We start from the raw sequence: 15,984 nt of genomic DNA on the forward strand, positions 1-15,984 counted from the left end.
ACACCGGCAACCTAAGTCCGACGGAGAGATAAGCCAAAAAAAAACCAACCGGGTAGGTTGGTTCAGACTGCTGACAAACGTGCATGTGAGCTAACGGCGGATATGATGGGTAAGGAGAGTAAAGCGTAGCGCGCCAAGGATGGCGCGCACGAGCCTACATGGATGTATTCACGGCGTCTTTACGATCTTGCCCATCATGCCCGCTAGCACGGCTTTCTCAACAAACTCAACCAACCGGGTAGGTTGGCTTTTTTATCAGACAAAAAGCCAAAAAACGCTTATTTTTTAGTTACCTGCCACTTGCCGTCAATAAAGAATGCTGTCCAGCCGGTGGCTTTGCCGTCTTTTTCTGAAGAGACATATTGCTGTTTGGTCTTGCGGCTATAACGCACCAACGATTTATTCCCTTCCGGATCTTCAGCCGGCGCATCGGCTAAATAACTCAATTTTTCCGGCAAACGATCCTTGAACCTGGCCAACTCTTCAACTAGGGGTGCGCGGGTTTCCCGTGATTTGGGAAACGTATTGGCAGCCAGAAACACGCCTGCGGCGCCATCACGCAGAACAAAAAAGGCATCGGATTTCTCACATTGCAGTTCCGGCAATGGCACCGGGTCCTCTTTTGGCGGAGCCACATCACCATTACGCAGGATTTTTCGGGTGTTAGTGCAGCTAGTACAACCCATGTATTTGCCGAAGCGCCCCAGTTTGAGGTGCATATCGGACCCACATTTCTCGCATTCTACCACCGGGCCATCATACCCTTTGATTCTGAACTCGCCTTGCTCGATTTCATAACCATCGCATAGCGGGTTGGCCCCACATACGTGCAATTTTCGGGTATTATCAATCAAATAACTGTCCATGGCGGTACCGCATTTTGGACAGCGTCGACGGGCGCGCAGCGCATTGGTTTCAGCATCCTCGCCTTCGAGCAGGTTTAGGGTTTCCGACTCCGGAATCAGGTTAATGGTGGTTTTGCAGCGCTCTTTCACCGGTAAGGAATATCCAGAACACCCCAGAAACACCCCGGTGCTGGCGGTACGAATTCCCATTTTGCGGCCGCAGGTGGGGCAATCAATACTGGTCATCACCATTTGGTTGAGGCGCATACCGCCCTCTTCCGGATCTTTTTCCGCTGTTTCTAACTGCTGGCTAAACTCCTTGAAGAACGAGTCCAATACCGCTTTCCATTCTGCCTGATTATTCGCCACCTGATCGAGTTTATCCTCCATCCTGGCGGTAAAGTCATAATTCATCAGTTCGCGGAAATTCTCTTCCAGACGATCGGTGACGATTTCACCCATTTTTTCCGCATAAAAACGGCGGTTTTCCACCTGAACGTAACCACGGTCCTGGATAGTTGAAATAATGGAAACATAGGTGGAAGGCCGTCCGATACCGCGTTTTTCCAACTCTTTAACCAGTGACGCTTCGCTATAACGGGCTGGCGGTTTGGTAAAGTGCTGGCTGGGAAGCAGTGTATTCAGATCCAACTGCTGGCCTACGGTCACCTGGGGCAAGGTGCGATCTTCATCGCCCTTACGCAACGCAGGCATCACTTTGGTCCAGCCATCAAAGCGCAGGATTCGGCCCTTGGCCTTGAGCAGGTAATCTTCGGCCTTCACCGTCAGGGTCGTGGAATCATAAAGCGCCGGCACCATCTGGCAGGCAACAAACTGGCGCCAAATCAGCTGATAAAGTTTTTGTGCATCCGCTTCCATATCCTTTAGCTGCTCAGCCAGATTAGCCACGTCGGACGGGCGAATCGCCTCATGGGCTTCTTGGGAGTTTTGCTTGTTGGCATATTCGTTAGCCTGTTTGGGCAAATAATTGTCACCAAACTCTGCAGCAATGTAGTCCCGCGCCATATTCAGCGCATCCTGACTCAGGTTGGTTGAATCGGTACGCATATAAGTAATATGCCCCGCCTCATACAAACGCTGCGCCAGCATCATGGTTTTTTTGACGCCGTAGCCAAGACGCGTACTGGCGGCTTGTTGCAGCGTGGAAGTCGTAAATGGCGCTCCGGCCTTGCTGCTGGTCGGTTTATCTTCGCGATCGGCAATGATGAAATCGGCCGATTCAAGCCGGGTTACCGCCGCCTGAGTTTGTTGCTGAGTTACCGGTTTAAACGGCTTATCAGCGTGATGGGTAACCTGCATTTGCAATTGCGCCTGTGCGGAAACCTGTAAATCCGCATGCAATTCCCAGTATTCTTCGGGCACAAAAGCTTTAACTTCCCGTTCACGTTCCACGACCAGTCGTACCGCCACTGACTGCACTCGACCGGCAGACAACCCACGGGCCAGCTTTTTCCATAATAGTGGCGAAACCATATAACCCACTACGCGGTCCATAAACCGCCGGGCCTGCTGGGCATTTACCCGGTCAATATTGAGTTCGCCGGGGGTTTTAAACGCCTGGGTAATGGCGTTGCGCGTGATTTCGTTAAATACCACCCGACTAAAGCGCGATTCATCACCACCAATCACTTCCCGCAGGTGCCAGGCAATGGCTTCCCCTTCGCGGTCAAGGTCAGTTGCGAGATAGATATGGTCCGCTTTTTCCGCCAACGCTTTCAGCTCGCTGACAACTTTTTCTTTACCGGGCAACACTTCATAATGGGCTTTCCAATCATGGAAAGGATCGATACCCATGCGATTAACCAGTGCGGTTTGCGCGTCACTTTTGACTTTTTTCTTTTTAGGCGCGTCAGTGGTCTTTTTGCTAGCCGTTGAACCGCTAGTGGGCAAGTCGCGGATGTGGCCTACGCTGGACTTAACCACATAGTCATTACCCAAGTATTTATTAATCGTTTTGGCTTTTGCCGGGGATTCGACGATAACGAGAGCTTTACCCATTTTTACCTTTACCTAAATTATTTCTTCTGTAATAAGAAGCTTTTTGTGCGCCAGACTCTGGCTGGGCATACCTCGAATTTTATATTGCGACAACGCCGCCGAAAATCAACCTCTGTTTAGCCGGTCTGCTTTTTCGCCTTTGCCATGAGATTAATCCTTTGAAAAATATAGTGAATTTATCAATATTGTTATTAAACATTGATAAATTCGCTCAGATTTAAGACCTATTTTGTCCCCTAACCTGATGAAGGCCCACACTCTACATGATAAAAAAGTTGGTGCAACTGATTAGCGTTAACAGTACAAAGAACATACTCAACCGGTTACCCTATTAAAAAACACCTGATCGTTCGAATAAACCTTAGTCTGTTTGCAGCCAAACACAACCGGGTATTACAATAGCCCAAGAGACTAACGTAGGAGTTTAAAACGATGCAAGGCAACACTATTCCCATTGATCGCCACAGCCTGCTGCTAGAAGCAAATAGGATTATCCGGGCCCATGATGAATATATGCATGGTATGGAAGCGACCGAAGTTGAGCAAAAAGGCGGTGTTTTGATTTTCCGTGGCGAATTTTTTTTCGATCAAGACGGTATACCCACCCGAAAAACCACGGCAATATTTAATATGTTTAAACATCTGGCCGTCGTGTTATCCGATAAATACCATCTGGTGGATTAAGCGTTTGCCCAAGCCCGTTAATCGGCGTCGTCGGCTAACGGGCCGGCCCCGTGACGGCATTCGGTTATTCGGTGAGTCTGTTTACCCACCCCAAACCCCGCACCTTGATAAGCGGCGATTGGGGCGGTGGTGATACCACCGGCAATAACTCGACTCAGCCTAGAGCAGTGGTTTATTGCTTCGTTGCCACCAATACATCAAACGTTGTTCGATACTCAGGGCTGCGCTATCGGTAAATCGCGAAAGCAACCGTTTACGTTGCGCATAATGCACCTTTATTACCTCATGGTTACTCATTTCAGCAATCAGCAAATCGTCACTGGTGCCGATACCGTCAACCAATCCCTTTTCTTTCGCCTGACTGCCATACCAATGCTCACCGGTAGCTACCGCATCAATATCCAGCGACGGGCGCATATCATGCACAAACTGTTTAAACAATGCATGGGTTTCGTTAAGATCTTGCTGGAACTTTTCACGACCTTCTGCTGAGTTTTCGCCAAACAACGTCAGAGTACGTTTATAGGCCCCGGCGGTGTGCAATTCCATATCAATATCATTTCGTTTTAACAGACGATTGAAATTGGGGATCTGTGCCACCACACCGATGGAACCGATAATGGAAAACGGCGCAGCGACAATACGGTCGGCAACACAAGCCATCATATAACCGCCGCTGGCGGCCACTTTATCCACCGCTACGGTCAAGCGAATACCCTTATCGCGCAAGCGTTGTAACTGAGATGCAGCCAGGCCGTAACCATGCACCACCCCGCCGGGGCTTTCAAGGCGCAGCAACACTTCGTCTTCCGGTTTGGCCACCGCCAGTACTGCTGATATTTCCTCACGCAGAGACACGACCTCACCAGCGTCCATACTGCCTTTAAAATCCAAGACATAAAGACAGGGTTTTTGCGCGACCTTTTCACCGTTTTTCGCCTGAACGCGCGCCTTTTTAGACTCACTTTTTTCCTGCTTTTTATAACGTTTGTGCCAGATACGCTGTTCGGCTTCGCCCATGCGGGCAAGTTGCATCTCACGTTGCATCTCGCGATAATGCTTGCCCATATCGGTGATTTGAATTTCGCCTTTGCGCCGACGCCGACGCACTCCCACCGTCAATATAAGGATCGCGCCGATAGCCACCACTACGGTGACGGTTTTCGCTAAAAAAAGTCCATAAAGCGTTAAAAATTCCACACTACCGCCTTGCTGAAAATGATTTCTGTTGGGTCTATTCTAGCTAAGGTCCTGGTTCGCGTCGCCTGATAAATCAGAATATTATACCTGCCAATCGTGATAAACCCCCGGATTTACACCTTTTCAAGCCAGACTAGCCACAGGGAATAGCGTCTTCGGCGCCAAGTTAACAGGTACAGATTGAAAATCATCCCTGTTTCAGGCATAAAATGGGGGGTCGCCGTTGACACGGTGAGGGCATATTTACCTTCGCTGTCGAACGGCGCCAGCTTAACTAAGGAGTCCGCCGTGAACTATCACCCCAAGCAAGATTTATTGTCCCAGCGTATTATTATGGTCACCGGTGCTGGGGATGGTATTGGTCGCGAAGCGGCGCTTACCTATGCGCGTTATGGCGCATCCCTATTGCTACTAGGCAGAACCGAGGCCACTCTGACGGCAGTGCAAAGGCAGATTGCCGCCGAAGGCGGAGCCCCAGCGCGGATCTATCTGTTGGATTTAGCCACCGCCAACGCACAGGATTTCTCGCAGTTGGCTGGTCGCATGGCGACGGAAATCCCACGCTTGGATGGATTGCTCAATAATGCCGGCCAGCTCGGGCAAGTCCAGCCGATGGCCCAGCAGTCTGCCGACGTTTGGCGTCAGGTGATGGAGGTTAATGTCAACGGCACGTTTTTATTAACCCAGGCATTGCTGCCGCTGTTATTGCGCGGAACGCATGCTTCCCTGGTGTTCACCAGTTCCAGCGTCGGTCGCCAGGGGCGGGCCAATTGGGGCGCCTACGCGGTGTCAAAATTTGCTACCGAAGGCATGATGCAGGTATTGGCCGAGGAGTACCCTGCTACCACGTTACGGGTGAACTGTATTAATCCCGGCGGTACCCGTACCGGTATGCGTGCCAACGCGTTTCCCGATGAAAACAGCAATCGGCTAAAGACCCCGGCGGATATCATGCCAATTTACCTTTACCTGATGGGTGACGATAGTTGTCGCAAAACCGGTATCAGTTTTGATGCCCAGCCGGACCGGAAACCGGGCCCGGCGCTTTAACACAGGACCAACAGCATGAGTGAAGATCGTCACCAACAGCGCCAGCAGCGGTTAAAAGAGCAAGTGGACGCCCGTATTGCAGGCGCAAACGAACAGCGCGGTATTGTCATCGTTTTTACCGGCAATGGCAAAGGTAAAACCACCGCCGGTTTTGGTACGGTGACCAGAGCGGTTGGGCATGACCTGCAGGCCGGAGTCATTCAGTTTATCAAAGGGCAATGGCCGAACGGCGAAAGGAATCTGCTGGAACAGCATGGTGTCGAGTTTCAGGTAATGGCCACCGGTTTTACCTGGAATACGCAAAACCGGGTAACCGACCGGGCGGCAGCCCAGCAAGTTTGGCAACATGGCCTGCGCATGCTGGCGGATGAACGCCTGGATGTCGTGTTGCTCGATGAGCTGACCTATATGATCACCTACGACTACCTGGATTTGTCAGAAGTGATCGCCGCGATAAAAAATCGCCCGCCCCGGCAAACGGTGATCATTACCGGGCGGGCCTGCCATCGTGAACTACTGGATCTGGCGGATACCGTCAGCGAAATGCGCCCGGTCAAACACGCGTTTGACGCGGGTATCAAAGCACAGCAGGGCGTGGATTGGTGATAACCGGCCCTGGGGGGGTGCGACGCACCGTTTCAGGAACCCGTTTTTTCAAGAACCCGTTTTTCAAGAACCCATTGTTCAAGAACCCGTTGTTCAAGAACCAGAATTACGCTTACTGCTCTGCCCACCGCGACGGGTAGGTGTCACCACGCTATGGCGTTTGACCGCCCGGCGGATCTGATTGGCTTTCATGCGCCGGCGCTCACGTTCCACCGGAACCTTGGTCACGGTTTCCGCAGACATTTCCACTAATTCGCGCAGATAGTTGATTTCCGCCAGCGGTAATTCAGTCCAGCCACCGCGAGGCAATCCCTTCGGCAGGGGTATAGCACCGTAGCGGGTACGAATCAACCGGCTGACCTGTACACCAACCGCTTCCCACAGGCGCCTGACCTCGCGGTTACGGCCTTCGGTCAAGGTGACGTTATACCACTGGTTCAGCCCCTCTCCGCCCTGGAAACTCAGGGTGCGGAATGCGCCGGTGCCGTCATCAAGCGTCACGCCCTTGGTCAACAGGCGCAGCTTTTCATCATCCACCTGACCAAAGACCCGTACAGCATATTCCCGCTCGACTTCACGACTGGGGTGCATCAGGCGATTAGCCAGCTCACCATCGGTGGTGAAAAGTAGCAGTCCGGAGGTGTTGATATCCAGACGACCCACGGCAATCCAGCGTGAACCGGTAAGCTTGGGTAAGCGGTCAAACACCGTAGGACGACCATCGGGATCCCGGCGGGTACACAGTTCCCCTTCCGGTTTGTAGTAGGCTAATACCCGGCACACCGACTCACTGGACGCGGTAATCGATATCACCCGCCCATCGACACGGATCTTCATTGAACTGACGGCATCAACCCGATCGCCCAGCGTGGCAATCTTGCCATCTACGCTAACACGGCCTTGTTCAATCAGGGATTCAATTTCGCGGCGGGAACCATGCCCGGCACGCGCCAGGACTTTTTGCAACTTTTCGCTCACTGAGCAACCTCGCTTGTCGCCTTCACAGGCGTCGAATGGTGGCTTTCGCCATATTTTTCAGCAACTTAAAATTAAGTTAGCCCGGTATTCTACATCATTGCCACATCGATAACAATCATTCTTCGTGAGTATCACTCAACGCGCCCCTCCACAGGCGGCGCATTGAGATCTACAGAAACGGCGATATATCGCCCACACCAGCGCGCACCACCACCGGCGTGTCATCGGTTAAGTCAATAACCGTGGTCGGCTGCTGTCCAAGGAAACCACCGTGGATCACTACATCCACCAGCTTGCCGAGGTGATCGTTGATCACTTCGGGATCGGACTCGGCAAAATCATTGCCCGGCAACATCAGCGTCGTGGACATTAGCGGCTCGTCCATCGTCTCCAACAGTGCCAGCGCAATAGGATTAGACGGAACGCGCAGGCCGATGGTTTTACGCTTATCATTCATCAAACGCCGGGGAACTTCCTTGGTGGCCTTAAGAATAAAAGTGTATTTACCCGGCGTGTTGTTTTTCATTAAACGGAACGCTTGATTATCCACATGGGCATAGGTGGATAACTCCGAGAGATCGCGACAGACCAAGGTGAAATTATGATTGCCGTCCAGCTTGCGAATGCGGCAGATTCTTTCCATTGCTGTTTTGTCTTCCAGACGGCAGCCCAAGGCATAACCTGAATCAGTTGGATAGACAATGACCGCGCCCTTTCGCAGCAAATCGACGGTCTGGCTGATGAGACGAGGCTGCGGATTTTCTGGATGTATAGTAAAAAACTGGCTCATTAAAACTCCTTAAATCGTTTATCGAGGACGTTCCCCCGGCAAACCGCGTTATCCTACTAAACAGAGAGGTTGCGTCGTGCAACCGGCCAATCGCGCCAAATGGGCTCTACGCCACCGGGCAGCCAAAGCTTCCTTCCAAGTTCGATCCAGGCACAGGGCTGATGAAAATCTGACCCTTGGGATGCGAACAGCTCACGTTCCCGCGCATACCCGGCCAAAACGGTTTTTTCCTGTGGTGACTGCTGGCACATGGCCACTTCCATCCCATCCCCTCCAGCGCTGGCAAAATCATCCAACAGCCGTTTCAACCATTTAGGAGAGAGTTGGTACCGACCCGGATGAGCTACCACCGCCTGTCCCCCCGACTGTTGCACGGCAAGAATGGCCTCAGGAATAGTGCACCACTGCGGGGGCACATAACCGGTTTTGCCCTTGGACAGGTATTTTTTAAAGACCTTGGCCATGCTGTCGGCAACACCAATACTGACCAGGTAACGCGCAAAATGCCCACGGGTGACCAACTCATCCTCGGCGAAGCGATTTGCTCCTTGCCAGGCATCAGGGATGCCAGCGTGCTCCAGGCGTTGCGCAATCATCTTGGCCCGCGCCAGACGTTTTTCACGTTGAGCGCTTAACAAGGCCGACATCGCCGGATGAGCGGCGTCGAAGCCCAGGCCAACAATATGAATTTCGTGATTTTGCCACTGAGTGGAAATTTCCACACCAGGCACCAATGTCAACGCCAGCGAACCCCGCTCCACAGCACAACTGGCCTCAGCCAGGCCAGAGACAGTGTCATGGTCGGTGATCGCCAGCACGTCCACGCCCATGGCTACGGCTCGAGCCACCAATTCCGATGGGGTGAGTACCCCATCCGACGCTGTGGTATGGCTGTGCAAATCGTACAGGGTCAGCAATGGTGATTTAACATAAGTGCCGGTCAAGGGTCAGTTACCTTTAAGAATAAACGCGCATATCATAGCGTCAAACAGTGTTTAACCGAACCAGTAAAATAATTAACTGATTTTAAGCGACGTTTGTTGACATTTCATTGCTGAACTAGTTTACTAGTACGCATCAATATGACCGATGAGAATCTGCTGATGATAATCTTAACCGTGGTAACGCTTTGCTGGTGGCGCACCTCCCTTTAGCGGGTGGTGTTATCATGCGTTGCTGTCATCAGGCAGAGCAAGATCCCAACAGCCCGCTTATTAAGCGGGCTTTTTTTATGGGCGTTAATCAGGGAACATTATATGCAAGCCACACAACCAGAAGTCGAAGTTCTTCACGCCGCAGCGACATATCGCGACGATCCTACTGCGTTATTCAATCAGTTGTGTGGCGCACGTCAGGCTACACTGCTGCTGGAATCCGCAGAAATTGATAATAAGCGCGATCTGCAAAGCCTAATGGTGCTTGATAGTGCGTTACGTATTACCGCCATGGGACCTCAAGTCACCCTACAGGCGCTCACCGCCAACGGTGCGGCGTTGTTGCCGTTACTGGACGCCGCGCTACCGCCAGAGGTGTCGATTGAAAAACATCCCAACCGACGCGAACTGCTGTTTCCCGCCGGCGGCGACCAAATGGATGAAGATGCACGTCTACGGTCCTTATCGGTATTTGACTGCCTGCGCCTACTGTTAACGCTGGTGCCGTTCCCACCAGAACACCCCCAGGCGTTATTTCTCGGCGGCCTGTTCGCCTACGATTTAGTGGCCGGGTTCGAAGCGCTGCCGCCGGTAAGCCAAGGACCTCGCTGCCCCGATTTTTGCTTTTATCTCGCTGAGACCCTGTTGGTGCTCGATCACCAGCAGCGTACCTGTACACTGCAGGGGAGTTTGTTTACGCCCAATGCCGCTGAAAAATTGCGTTTGCAGCAGCGAATCGAACAGTTGCAGCATCAATTGTTGCAAGCACCGGGACCGATACCTCATCAGGCGATCAACTCGATGACGCTTGAGATCAACCAAAGCGACGACGAATTCGGCCAGGTGGTCACCCAGATGCAGCAGGCCATCAGAGCCGGCGAGATTTTCCAGGTGGTGCCGTCCCGCCGTTTCTCCCTGCCCTGCCCGTCGCCGTTAGCGGCATACCAGACCTTAAAAGAAAGTAATCCCAGCCCCTACATGTTTTTTATGCAGGATGATGCTTTCACGCTGTTCGGTGCCTCACCGGAGAGCTCACTGAAATATGACGCAGGCAATCGGCAAATTGAAATTTACCCCATCGCCGGTACCCGCCCTCGGGGACGTCGTGCCGATGGCAGCCTTGATGCCGATCTCGACAGCCGCATTGAACTGGAGATGCGCACCGACCAAAAAGAACTGGCGGAACACCTTATGCTGGTCGATCTGGCGCGTAACGATTTGGCGCGCATCTGCGAACCGGGCAGCCGTTATGTGGCCGATCTCACCCAGGTGGATCGCTACTCATTTGTGATGCATTTAGTCTCGCGGGTGGTAGGCACCTTACGCGCCGATCTTGATGTGCTACACGCTTATCGGGCTTGTATGAATATGGGCACCCTGAGCGGCGCACCGAAAGTACGGGCCATGCAGCTGATTGCTGCGGCCGAGGGGAGCCGCCGCGGCAGTTATGGTGGTGCGATTGGCTACTTCACCGGCAGTGGCATGCTGGACACGTGCATTGTCATCCGCTCAGCCTATGTTGAGGACGGCATCGCCACCGTTCAGGCTGGCGCCGGGGTGGTATTAGATTCCGTACCACAGGCCGAAGCCGATGAAAGCCGTAATAAAGCGCGCGCGGTGCTCCGCGCCATTGCCAGTGCCCATCATGCCGGGGAGGTGTTCTGATGGCTGAGATCCTATTGCTCGATAATATCGATTCCTTTACCTACAATCTGGTGGATCAACTGCGTGCCACCGGCCATCGGGTGGTGGTGTACCGCAACCAACTGTCGGCGCAACATATTATCGGCCGTTTACGGGAGATGGAAAACCCGGTTCTGTTACTTTCCCCTGGTCCAGGCACCCCAGCCGAGGCTGGTTGTATGCCGCAATTACTGGCTCAGGTTCGTGGCCAGATGCCGATCATCGGTATCTGCCTGGGACACCAAGCCATCGTTGAGGCTTATGGTGGTTATGTTGGTCAGGCAGGGGAAATCCTGCACGGTAAAGCCTCGCTGGTACATCATGACGGCATCGGCATGTTCGCTGGCATGCCAAATCCCCTGCCGGTGGCCCGCTATCACTCATTGGTCGGCAGCAACATCCCGGCAGGGCTTATCGTTAACGCCCATTTTAACGATATGGTGATGGCAGTGCGGCATGATGCCGACCGTGTCTGCGGCTTTCAGTTTCATCCGGAATCCATCCTCACCACCCAAGGCGCGCGTTTACTCAACCAGACCCTAGCCTGGGCGCTGGCTTGACTCAAAGGACTCTACCCATGCAACAGATACTGGAAAAATTATATCGCGCCGAGCGCATCAGTCGACAGGAGAGCGAGCAGTTGTTTGGCTCGATTATTCAAGGCCAGTTGGCCCCCGCGCAACTGGCGGCGGCGCTGATCAGCATGAAAATACGCGGCGAACATCCCGACGAAATCGCCGGGGCCGCCAGCGCACTGTTGGCCGATGCATTGCCCTTCCCTCGCCCGGATTACCCCTTTGCCGATATCGTCGGCACCGGCGGAGATGGTTCCAACAGCATCAATATTTCTACCGCCAGCGCCTTTGTTGCCGCGGCCTGTGGCGTCCGGGTGGCAAAACATGGCAACCGTAGCGTGTCAAGCCGCTCAGGATCGTCGGATCTGCTGGCAGCCTTCGGCATTCGCTTGGATATGCCGCCGGCACAATCGCGCCAGGCATTGGATGAACTGGGCGTGTGTTTTTTGTTTGCACCGCTTTACCATAGCGGTTTTCGCCATGCCATGCCGGTACGCCAGCAATTAAAAACCCGCACCTTATTTAATGTCCTGGGTCCGCTGATTAACCCGGCCCGCCCACCGCTGGCGCTCATCGGTGTCTACAGTCCCGAGTTGGTGCTGCCGATTGCCCAGACGCTGCGTGTGCTCGGCTACCAACGGGCGGCAGTAGTGCATGGCAGCGGAATGGACGAAGTGGCGCTGCACGGCCCGACCCAGGTGGCAGAACTGAAGGACGGAGAGATCAACAGTTACCCGTTGCTGCCGGCTGATTTCGGCCTCACGCACCAACCGGCCGACGCCTTGCTGGGGGGCTCGCCGGAGGAAAATCGTGACATTTTGGCGCGGTTGTTACAAGGTAAAGGAGATCCCGCTCACGAATCCGCGGTGGCCGCCAATGTGGCCCTGCTGTTGAAATTATTCGGACAAGAGGATTTGCGTGACAATACCCAAAGGGCATTGGCGGTCATCCGCAGTGGTGTTGCTTATGAACGGGTAACAGCTTTGGCAGCAAGAGGATAGGATATGCAGGATACGGTACTGACAAAAATCGTTGCTGATAAACATCTCTGGGTCGCGCAGCGTAAACAACGCCAGCCGTTAAGTGGCTTTCGCGACGCGGTTACACCGAGTACCCGCAACTTTTATCATGCGCTGAGCGGTTCGCGCACGGTGTTTATCCTGGAATGCAAAAAAGCGTCGCCATCAAAAGGTTTGATCCGCGAAGATTTTGACCCCGCAGCGATTGCCAGCGTCTATAAAGATTATGCTTCAGCGGTTTCGGTACTTACCGACGAAAAATATTTTCAAGGTAGTTTCGATTTTCTGCGCCAGATCAGCGCCGTTATCTCCCAGCCGGTGCTGTGCAAAGATTTTATTATTGACCCTTACCAGATATACCTGGCCCGCTATCATCAGGCTGACGCCATTTTGCTGATGTTATCGGTAGTGGACGACGAGCGTTATCGGGAACTGGCCGCAGTGGCGCACAGCCTGGATATGGGGGTACTTACCGAAGCCATTACCGAAGAGGAATGTCAGCGCGCCGTGGCACTCGGCGCCAAAGTGGTGGGCATTAATAACCGCGATTTACGTGATCTCACCATTGATTTGAGTCGCACTCGTCGGCTGGCGCCACTGCTGCCGCCAGGTGTGACGGTTATCAGCGAATCCGGCATCACCGCCTATCGCCAGGTCAGAGAGTTGAGTCACTTCGCCAACGGTTTTTTAATCGGCAGTGCGCTAATGGCCGAACCGAATCTGCACCATGCAGTGCGCCGGGTATTGCTGGGCGAAAATAAGGTGTGCGGTTTGACACGTCCAGAAGATGCCGCTGCCGCCCAGGCCGCCGGCGCACTGTATGGCGGTTTGATTTTTGTGCCCGGTTCGCCGCGTCAGGTGGATATTATCCGCGCCCGCGACGTGATGGCAGGCAGTGAACTGCGCTTCGTCGGCGTTTTTCGCGATAGCGCCATCAGCGAGGTGGTCACCATTGCCGTCGCACTGTCCTTGCACGCGGTTCAACTGCACGGTGCTGAAAATCAGGCCTATATTTCCGCACTGCGCCAGGCGCTGCCCCCCGCATGCCGGATCTGGAAAGCGCTGGATATGCGCACCCACTCGCCCCACTACGACTTAACCGATGTCGATCGTTATCTGTTGGATAATGGCGGCGGCAGCGGCCAAACCTTCAACTGGTCGTTGGTGGCCGGTCAACCGCTGGACAACGTTATGCTGGCGGGCGGACTGGCGGCAGACAACTGTGTCGAGGCCGCGCAGTTGGGCTGTATCGGATTGGATTTCAACTCCGGCGTAGAAAGCGCCCCGGGTATAAAAGATCATCATAAACTGGCTACGGTATTTCAGACGCTGCGCGCCTATTAATCCATTGTCCAGACAACCAAGAGATTACAACGCATGACATTACTTAATCCCTATTTTGGCGAATTTGGCGGTATGTATGTGCCGCAAATTCTGGTGCCAGCCTTGCTGCAGCTCGAAGAAGCTTTTGTCAGTGCCCAAAGCGATCCGGCATTCCAAGCCGAATTCAGCGATTTGCTGACCCATTACGCCGGCCGGCCCACCCCCCTGACCTTATGCCGCAACCTGACTGCCGGTACCAAAACCAAACTCTATCTCAAGCGTGAAGATTTATTGCACGGCGGCGCGCATAAGACCAACCAGGTCCTGGGGCAAGCCCTGCTGGCCAAACGGATGGGCAAAACCGAGATTATCGCCGAAACCGGTGCCGGCCAGCATGGCGTGGCCTCCGCCCTGGCTTCTGCCTTGCTGGGGTTGAAGTGCCGTATCTATATGGGGGCCAAGGATATTGAACGCCAGTCACCCAATGTGTTTCGCATGCGTCTAATGGGTGCCGAAGTCATTCCCGTTCATAGCGGCTCGTCAACCCTTAAAGATGCCTGTAACGAAGCCCTGCGCGATTGGTCCGGCAGTTATGACAAGGCCCACTATATGCTGGGCACCGCCGCTGGCCCGCATCCTTTCCCCACGATTGTGCGTGAATTCCAACGTATGATTGGCGAAGAGACTAAGCGGCAGATGCAAGAACGTGAGCACTGCCTGCCGGATGCGGTACTGGCCTGCGTCGGTGGCGGTTCCAACGCTATCGGTATGTTTGCCGATTTTATCGACGAACCCACGGTGCAATTAATCGGCGTCGAACCCGGAGGGCATGGAATAGAGACCGGCCAACACGGCGCGTCACTAAAACACGGCCGGTTGGGCATCTATTTTGGCATGAAGTCACCGATGATGCAGTCTAGCGACGGCCAGATTGAAGAGTCTTATTCCATCTCCGCCGGTCTGGATTTTCCTTCCGTGGGACCACAGCATGCCTATCTGGACAGCATTGGCCGTGCGCAATATGTGTCAATAACCGACGAAGAAGCGCTGGAAGCATTTAAAAGCCTGTCGCGTCATGAAGGGATTATTCCGGCGCTCGAATCCTCCCATGCCCTGGCGCATGCGTTGAAAATGATCAAAGCGGAGCCGGACAAACAGCAGATCCTGGTGGTTAACCTCTCCGGACGCGGTGATAAAGATATTTTTACCGTTTATGATATTTTAAAAGCGCGAGGAGAAATCTAATGGAACGCTATGCAAAACTGTTCGCTACGCTGCACCATCGCCATGAGGGCGCCTTCGTCCCCTTCGTCACGCTAGGCGATCCCAATCCCGAGCTATCGCTGCAGATAATCGACACACTGATTGAATCCGGTGCCGACGCGCTGGAGTTAGGTATTCCGTTCTCCGACCCGCTGGCCGACGGCCCAACCATCCAAAGTGCTACGCTGCGCGCATTCGCCGCCGGTGTCACCCCTGGCGGCTGTTTCGACATGTTGGCCGCTATCCGGAGAAAGTATCCCGAGATCCCCATCGGTCTGCTGATGTATGCCAATCTGGTGTTCAATAACGGCATTGATGAGTTTTATGCCCGATGTGCTCAGGTGGGCGTCGATTCGGTGTTAGTGGCTGACGTGCCGTTGGAGGAGAGTTTGCCCTTTCGCACGGCGGCAATGCGTCATGGTGTTGCGCCGATTTTTATCTGTCCGCCTAACGCCAGCCAGGACCTGTTGCGCGAGATCGCCTCTTTTGGTCGTGCCTATACTTATTTGCTCTCCCGCGCCGGGGTGACCGGCAGTGAAAACCACGGCCATGTCCCGCTGGGTCATCTCGTCTCGATGTTAAAAGAATTTAACGCAGCACCGGCCTTGCAGGGATTTGGGATTTCCGAACCTGACCAGGTGCGCGAAGCATTGGCGGCGGGAGCCGCCGGAGCCATTTCCGGTTCAGCTATCGTTAAAATTATCGAACATCATCTTGCGGATCCGGCGAAGATGCTTACTGAGCTGGGCGCCTTCGTCAGCAAAATGAAAGCAGCAACGCGCGGTTAACATTGAT

12 protein-coding genes, 1 pseudogene and 1 other annotated feature are annotated in these 15,984 nt (G+C 53.7%); of the genes and pseudogenes, 8 read left to right on the forward strand and 5 right to left on the reverse strand.

Going from position 1 to position 15,984, the window contains the following annotated elements; genetic code table 11:
* Positions 1-278: 278 nt before the first annotated feature.
* A complete protein-coding gene (topA, locus tag SJI19_RS02465) occupies positions 279-2,864 on the reverse strand; it encodes a type I DNA topoisomerase (protein ID WP_323476683.1) in 2,586 nt (861 codons plus the stop codon).
* Positions 2,865-3,296: 432 nt separating this feature from the next.
* Here topA and SJI19_RS02470 point away from each other — a divergent pair, with 432 nt between their 5' ends.
* The gene (locus SJI19_RS02470) at positions 3,297-3,548 is read left to right on the forward strand and encodes a YciN family protein (RefSeq protein WP_323476684.1); all 252 of its coding nucleotides are present in this window, start codon (positions 3,297-3,299) and stop codon (positions 3,546-3,548) included.
* Between the two features lie 159 nt (positions 3,549-3,707).
* Here SJI19_RS02470 and sohB read toward each other — a convergent pair whose 3' ends face one another.
* Entirely contained in the window at positions 3,708-4,748 is a 1,041-nt protein-coding gene (sohB, locus tag SJI19_RS02475) for a protease SohB (RefSeq protein WP_323476685.1), read from the reverse strand.
* Positions 4,749-5,036: 288 nt separating this feature from the next.
* Here sohB and SJI19_RS02480 point away from each other — a divergent pair, with 288 nt between their 5' ends.
* Both SJI19_RS02480 and cobO read left to right on the forward strand, forming a co-directional pair.
* Complete coding sequence (locus SJI19_RS02480) at positions 5,037-5,798, forward strand: YciK family oxidoreductase (protein ID WP_323476686.1); 762 nt, start codon at positions 5,037-5,039, stop codon at positions 5,796-5,798.
* Between the two features lie 15 nt (positions 5,799-5,813).
* A complete protein-coding gene (gene cobO, locus SJI19_RS02485) occupies positions 5,814-6,404 on the forward strand; it encodes a cob(I)yrinic acid a,c-diamide adenosyltransferase (RefSeq protein WP_323476687.1) in 591 nt (196 codons plus the stop codon).
* A 93-nt stretch (positions 6,405-6,497) separates the two neighbouring features.
* On the opposite strand, the gene rluB is transcribed toward cobO, so the two are convergent.
* From rluB to rnm, 3 genes are all read right to left on the reverse strand, one after another.
* On the reverse strand, positions 6,498-7,382 hold the full coding sequence (gene rluB, locus SJI19_RS02490; RefSeq protein WP_323476688.1) for a 23S rRNA pseudouridine(2605) synthase RluB: 885 nt from the start codon (positions 7,380-7,382) through the stop codon (positions 6,498-6,500).
* 169 nt (positions 7,383-7,551) lie between these two features.
* Positions 7,552-8,172 (reverse strand): L-threonylcarbamoyladenylate synthase, encoded by a 621-nt coding sequence (locus tag SJI19_RS02495; protein WP_323476689.1) that lies wholly within the window; start codon positions 8,170-8,172, stop codon positions 7,552-7,554.
* A gap of 56 nt (positions 8,173-8,228) precedes the next feature.
* Positions 8,229-9,116: an RNase RNM gene (rnm, locus tag SJI19_RS02500; RefSeq protein WP_323476690.1), complete on the reverse strand. Its 888-nt coding sequence runs from the start codon at positions 9,114-9,116 to the stop codon at positions 8,229-8,231.
* A gap of 183 nt (positions 9,117-9,299) precedes the next feature.
* Positions 9,300-9,404 (forward strand) — a sequence feature (Trp leader region).
* 24 nt (positions 9,405-9,428) lie between these two features.
* On the opposite strand from rnm, the gene SJI19_RS02505 reads away from it, so the two are divergent.
* From SJI19_RS02505 to trpA, 5 genes and pseudogenes are all read left to right on the forward strand, one after another.
* Positions 9,429-10,991 carry an anthranilate synthase component 1 gene (locus SJI19_RS02505; protein ID WP_323476691.1) on the forward strand — a complete coding sequence of 521 codons (1,563 nt, stop codon included), beginning with the start codon at positions 9,429-9,431 and terminating at the stop codon, positions 10,989-10,991.
* Positions 10,991-12,585 (forward strand): annotated as a pseudogene (gene trpD / locus SJI19_RS02510) (bifunctional anthranilate synthase glutamate amidotransferase component TrpG/anthranilate phosphoribosyltransferase TrpD). Before SJI19_RS02505 ends, trpD begins: the two are co-directional and overlap by 1 nt.
* A 3-nt stretch (positions 12,586-12,588) precedes the next feature.
* On the forward strand, positions 12,589-13,947 hold the full coding sequence (gene trpCF / locus SJI19_RS02515) for a bifunctional indole-3-glycerol-phosphate synthase TrpC/phosphoribosylanthranilate isomerase TrpF (protein ID WP_323476692.1): 1,359 nt from the start codon (positions 12,589-12,591) through the stop codon (positions 13,945-13,947).
* A 33-nt stretch (positions 13,948-13,980) separates the two neighbouring features.
* Positions 13,981-15,171, forward strand: coding sequence for a tryptophan synthase subunit beta (trpB, locus tag SJI19_RS02520; RefSeq protein ID WP_323476693.1), 1,191 nt, complete (start codon positions 13,981-13,983; stop codon positions 15,169-15,171).
* A complete protein-coding gene (gene trpA / locus SJI19_RS02525; protein ID WP_323476694.1) occupies positions 15,171-15,977 on the forward strand; it encodes a tryptophan synthase subunit alpha in 807 nt (268 codons plus the stop codon). The genes trpB and trpA overlap by 1 nt, the downstream gene beginning before the upstream one ends.
* The last annotated feature ends 7 nt before the right edge of the window (positions 15,978-15,984 follow it).

This window comes from Acerihabitans sp. TG2 (assembly GCF_035013185.1).
Lineage (GTDB): Bacteria > Pseudomonadota > Gammaproteobacteria > Enterobacterales > Enterobacteriaceae > Acerihabitans.

Excerpts from the sequence above, each read along its gene's own strand:
- topA (WP_323476683.1), bottom strand. The coding sequence starts at position 2,864 with ATGGGTAAAGCTCTCGTTATCGTCGAATCCCCGGCAAAAGCCAAAACG.
- SJI19_RS02470 (WP_323476684.1), top strand. The coding sequence starts at position 3,297 with ATGCAAGGCAACACTATTCCCATTGATCGCCACAGCCTGCTGCTAGAA.
- cobO (WP_323476687.1), top strand. The coding sequence starts at position 5,814 with ATGAGTGAAGATCGTCACCAACAGCGCCAGCAGCGGTTAAAAGAGCAA.
- SJI19_RS02495 (WP_323476689.1), bottom strand. The coding sequence starts at position 8,172 with ATGAGCCAGTTTTTTACTATACATCCAGAAAATCCGCAGCCTCGTCTC.
- SJI19_RS02505 (WP_323476691.1), top strand. The coding sequence starts at position 9,429 with ATGCAAGCCACACAACCAGAAGTCGAAGTTCTTCACGCCGCAGCGACA.
- trpCF (WP_323476692.1), top strand. The coding sequence starts at position 12,589 with ATGCAGGATACGGTACTGACAAAAATCGTTGCTGATAAACATCTCTGG.
- trpB (WP_323476693.1), top strand. The coding sequence starts at position 13,981 with ATGACATTACTTAATCCCTATTTTGGCGAATTTGGCGGTATGTATGTG.
- trpA (WP_323476694.1), top strand. The coding sequence starts at position 15,171 with ATGGAACGCTATGCAAAACTGTTCGCTACGCTGCACCATCGCCATGAG.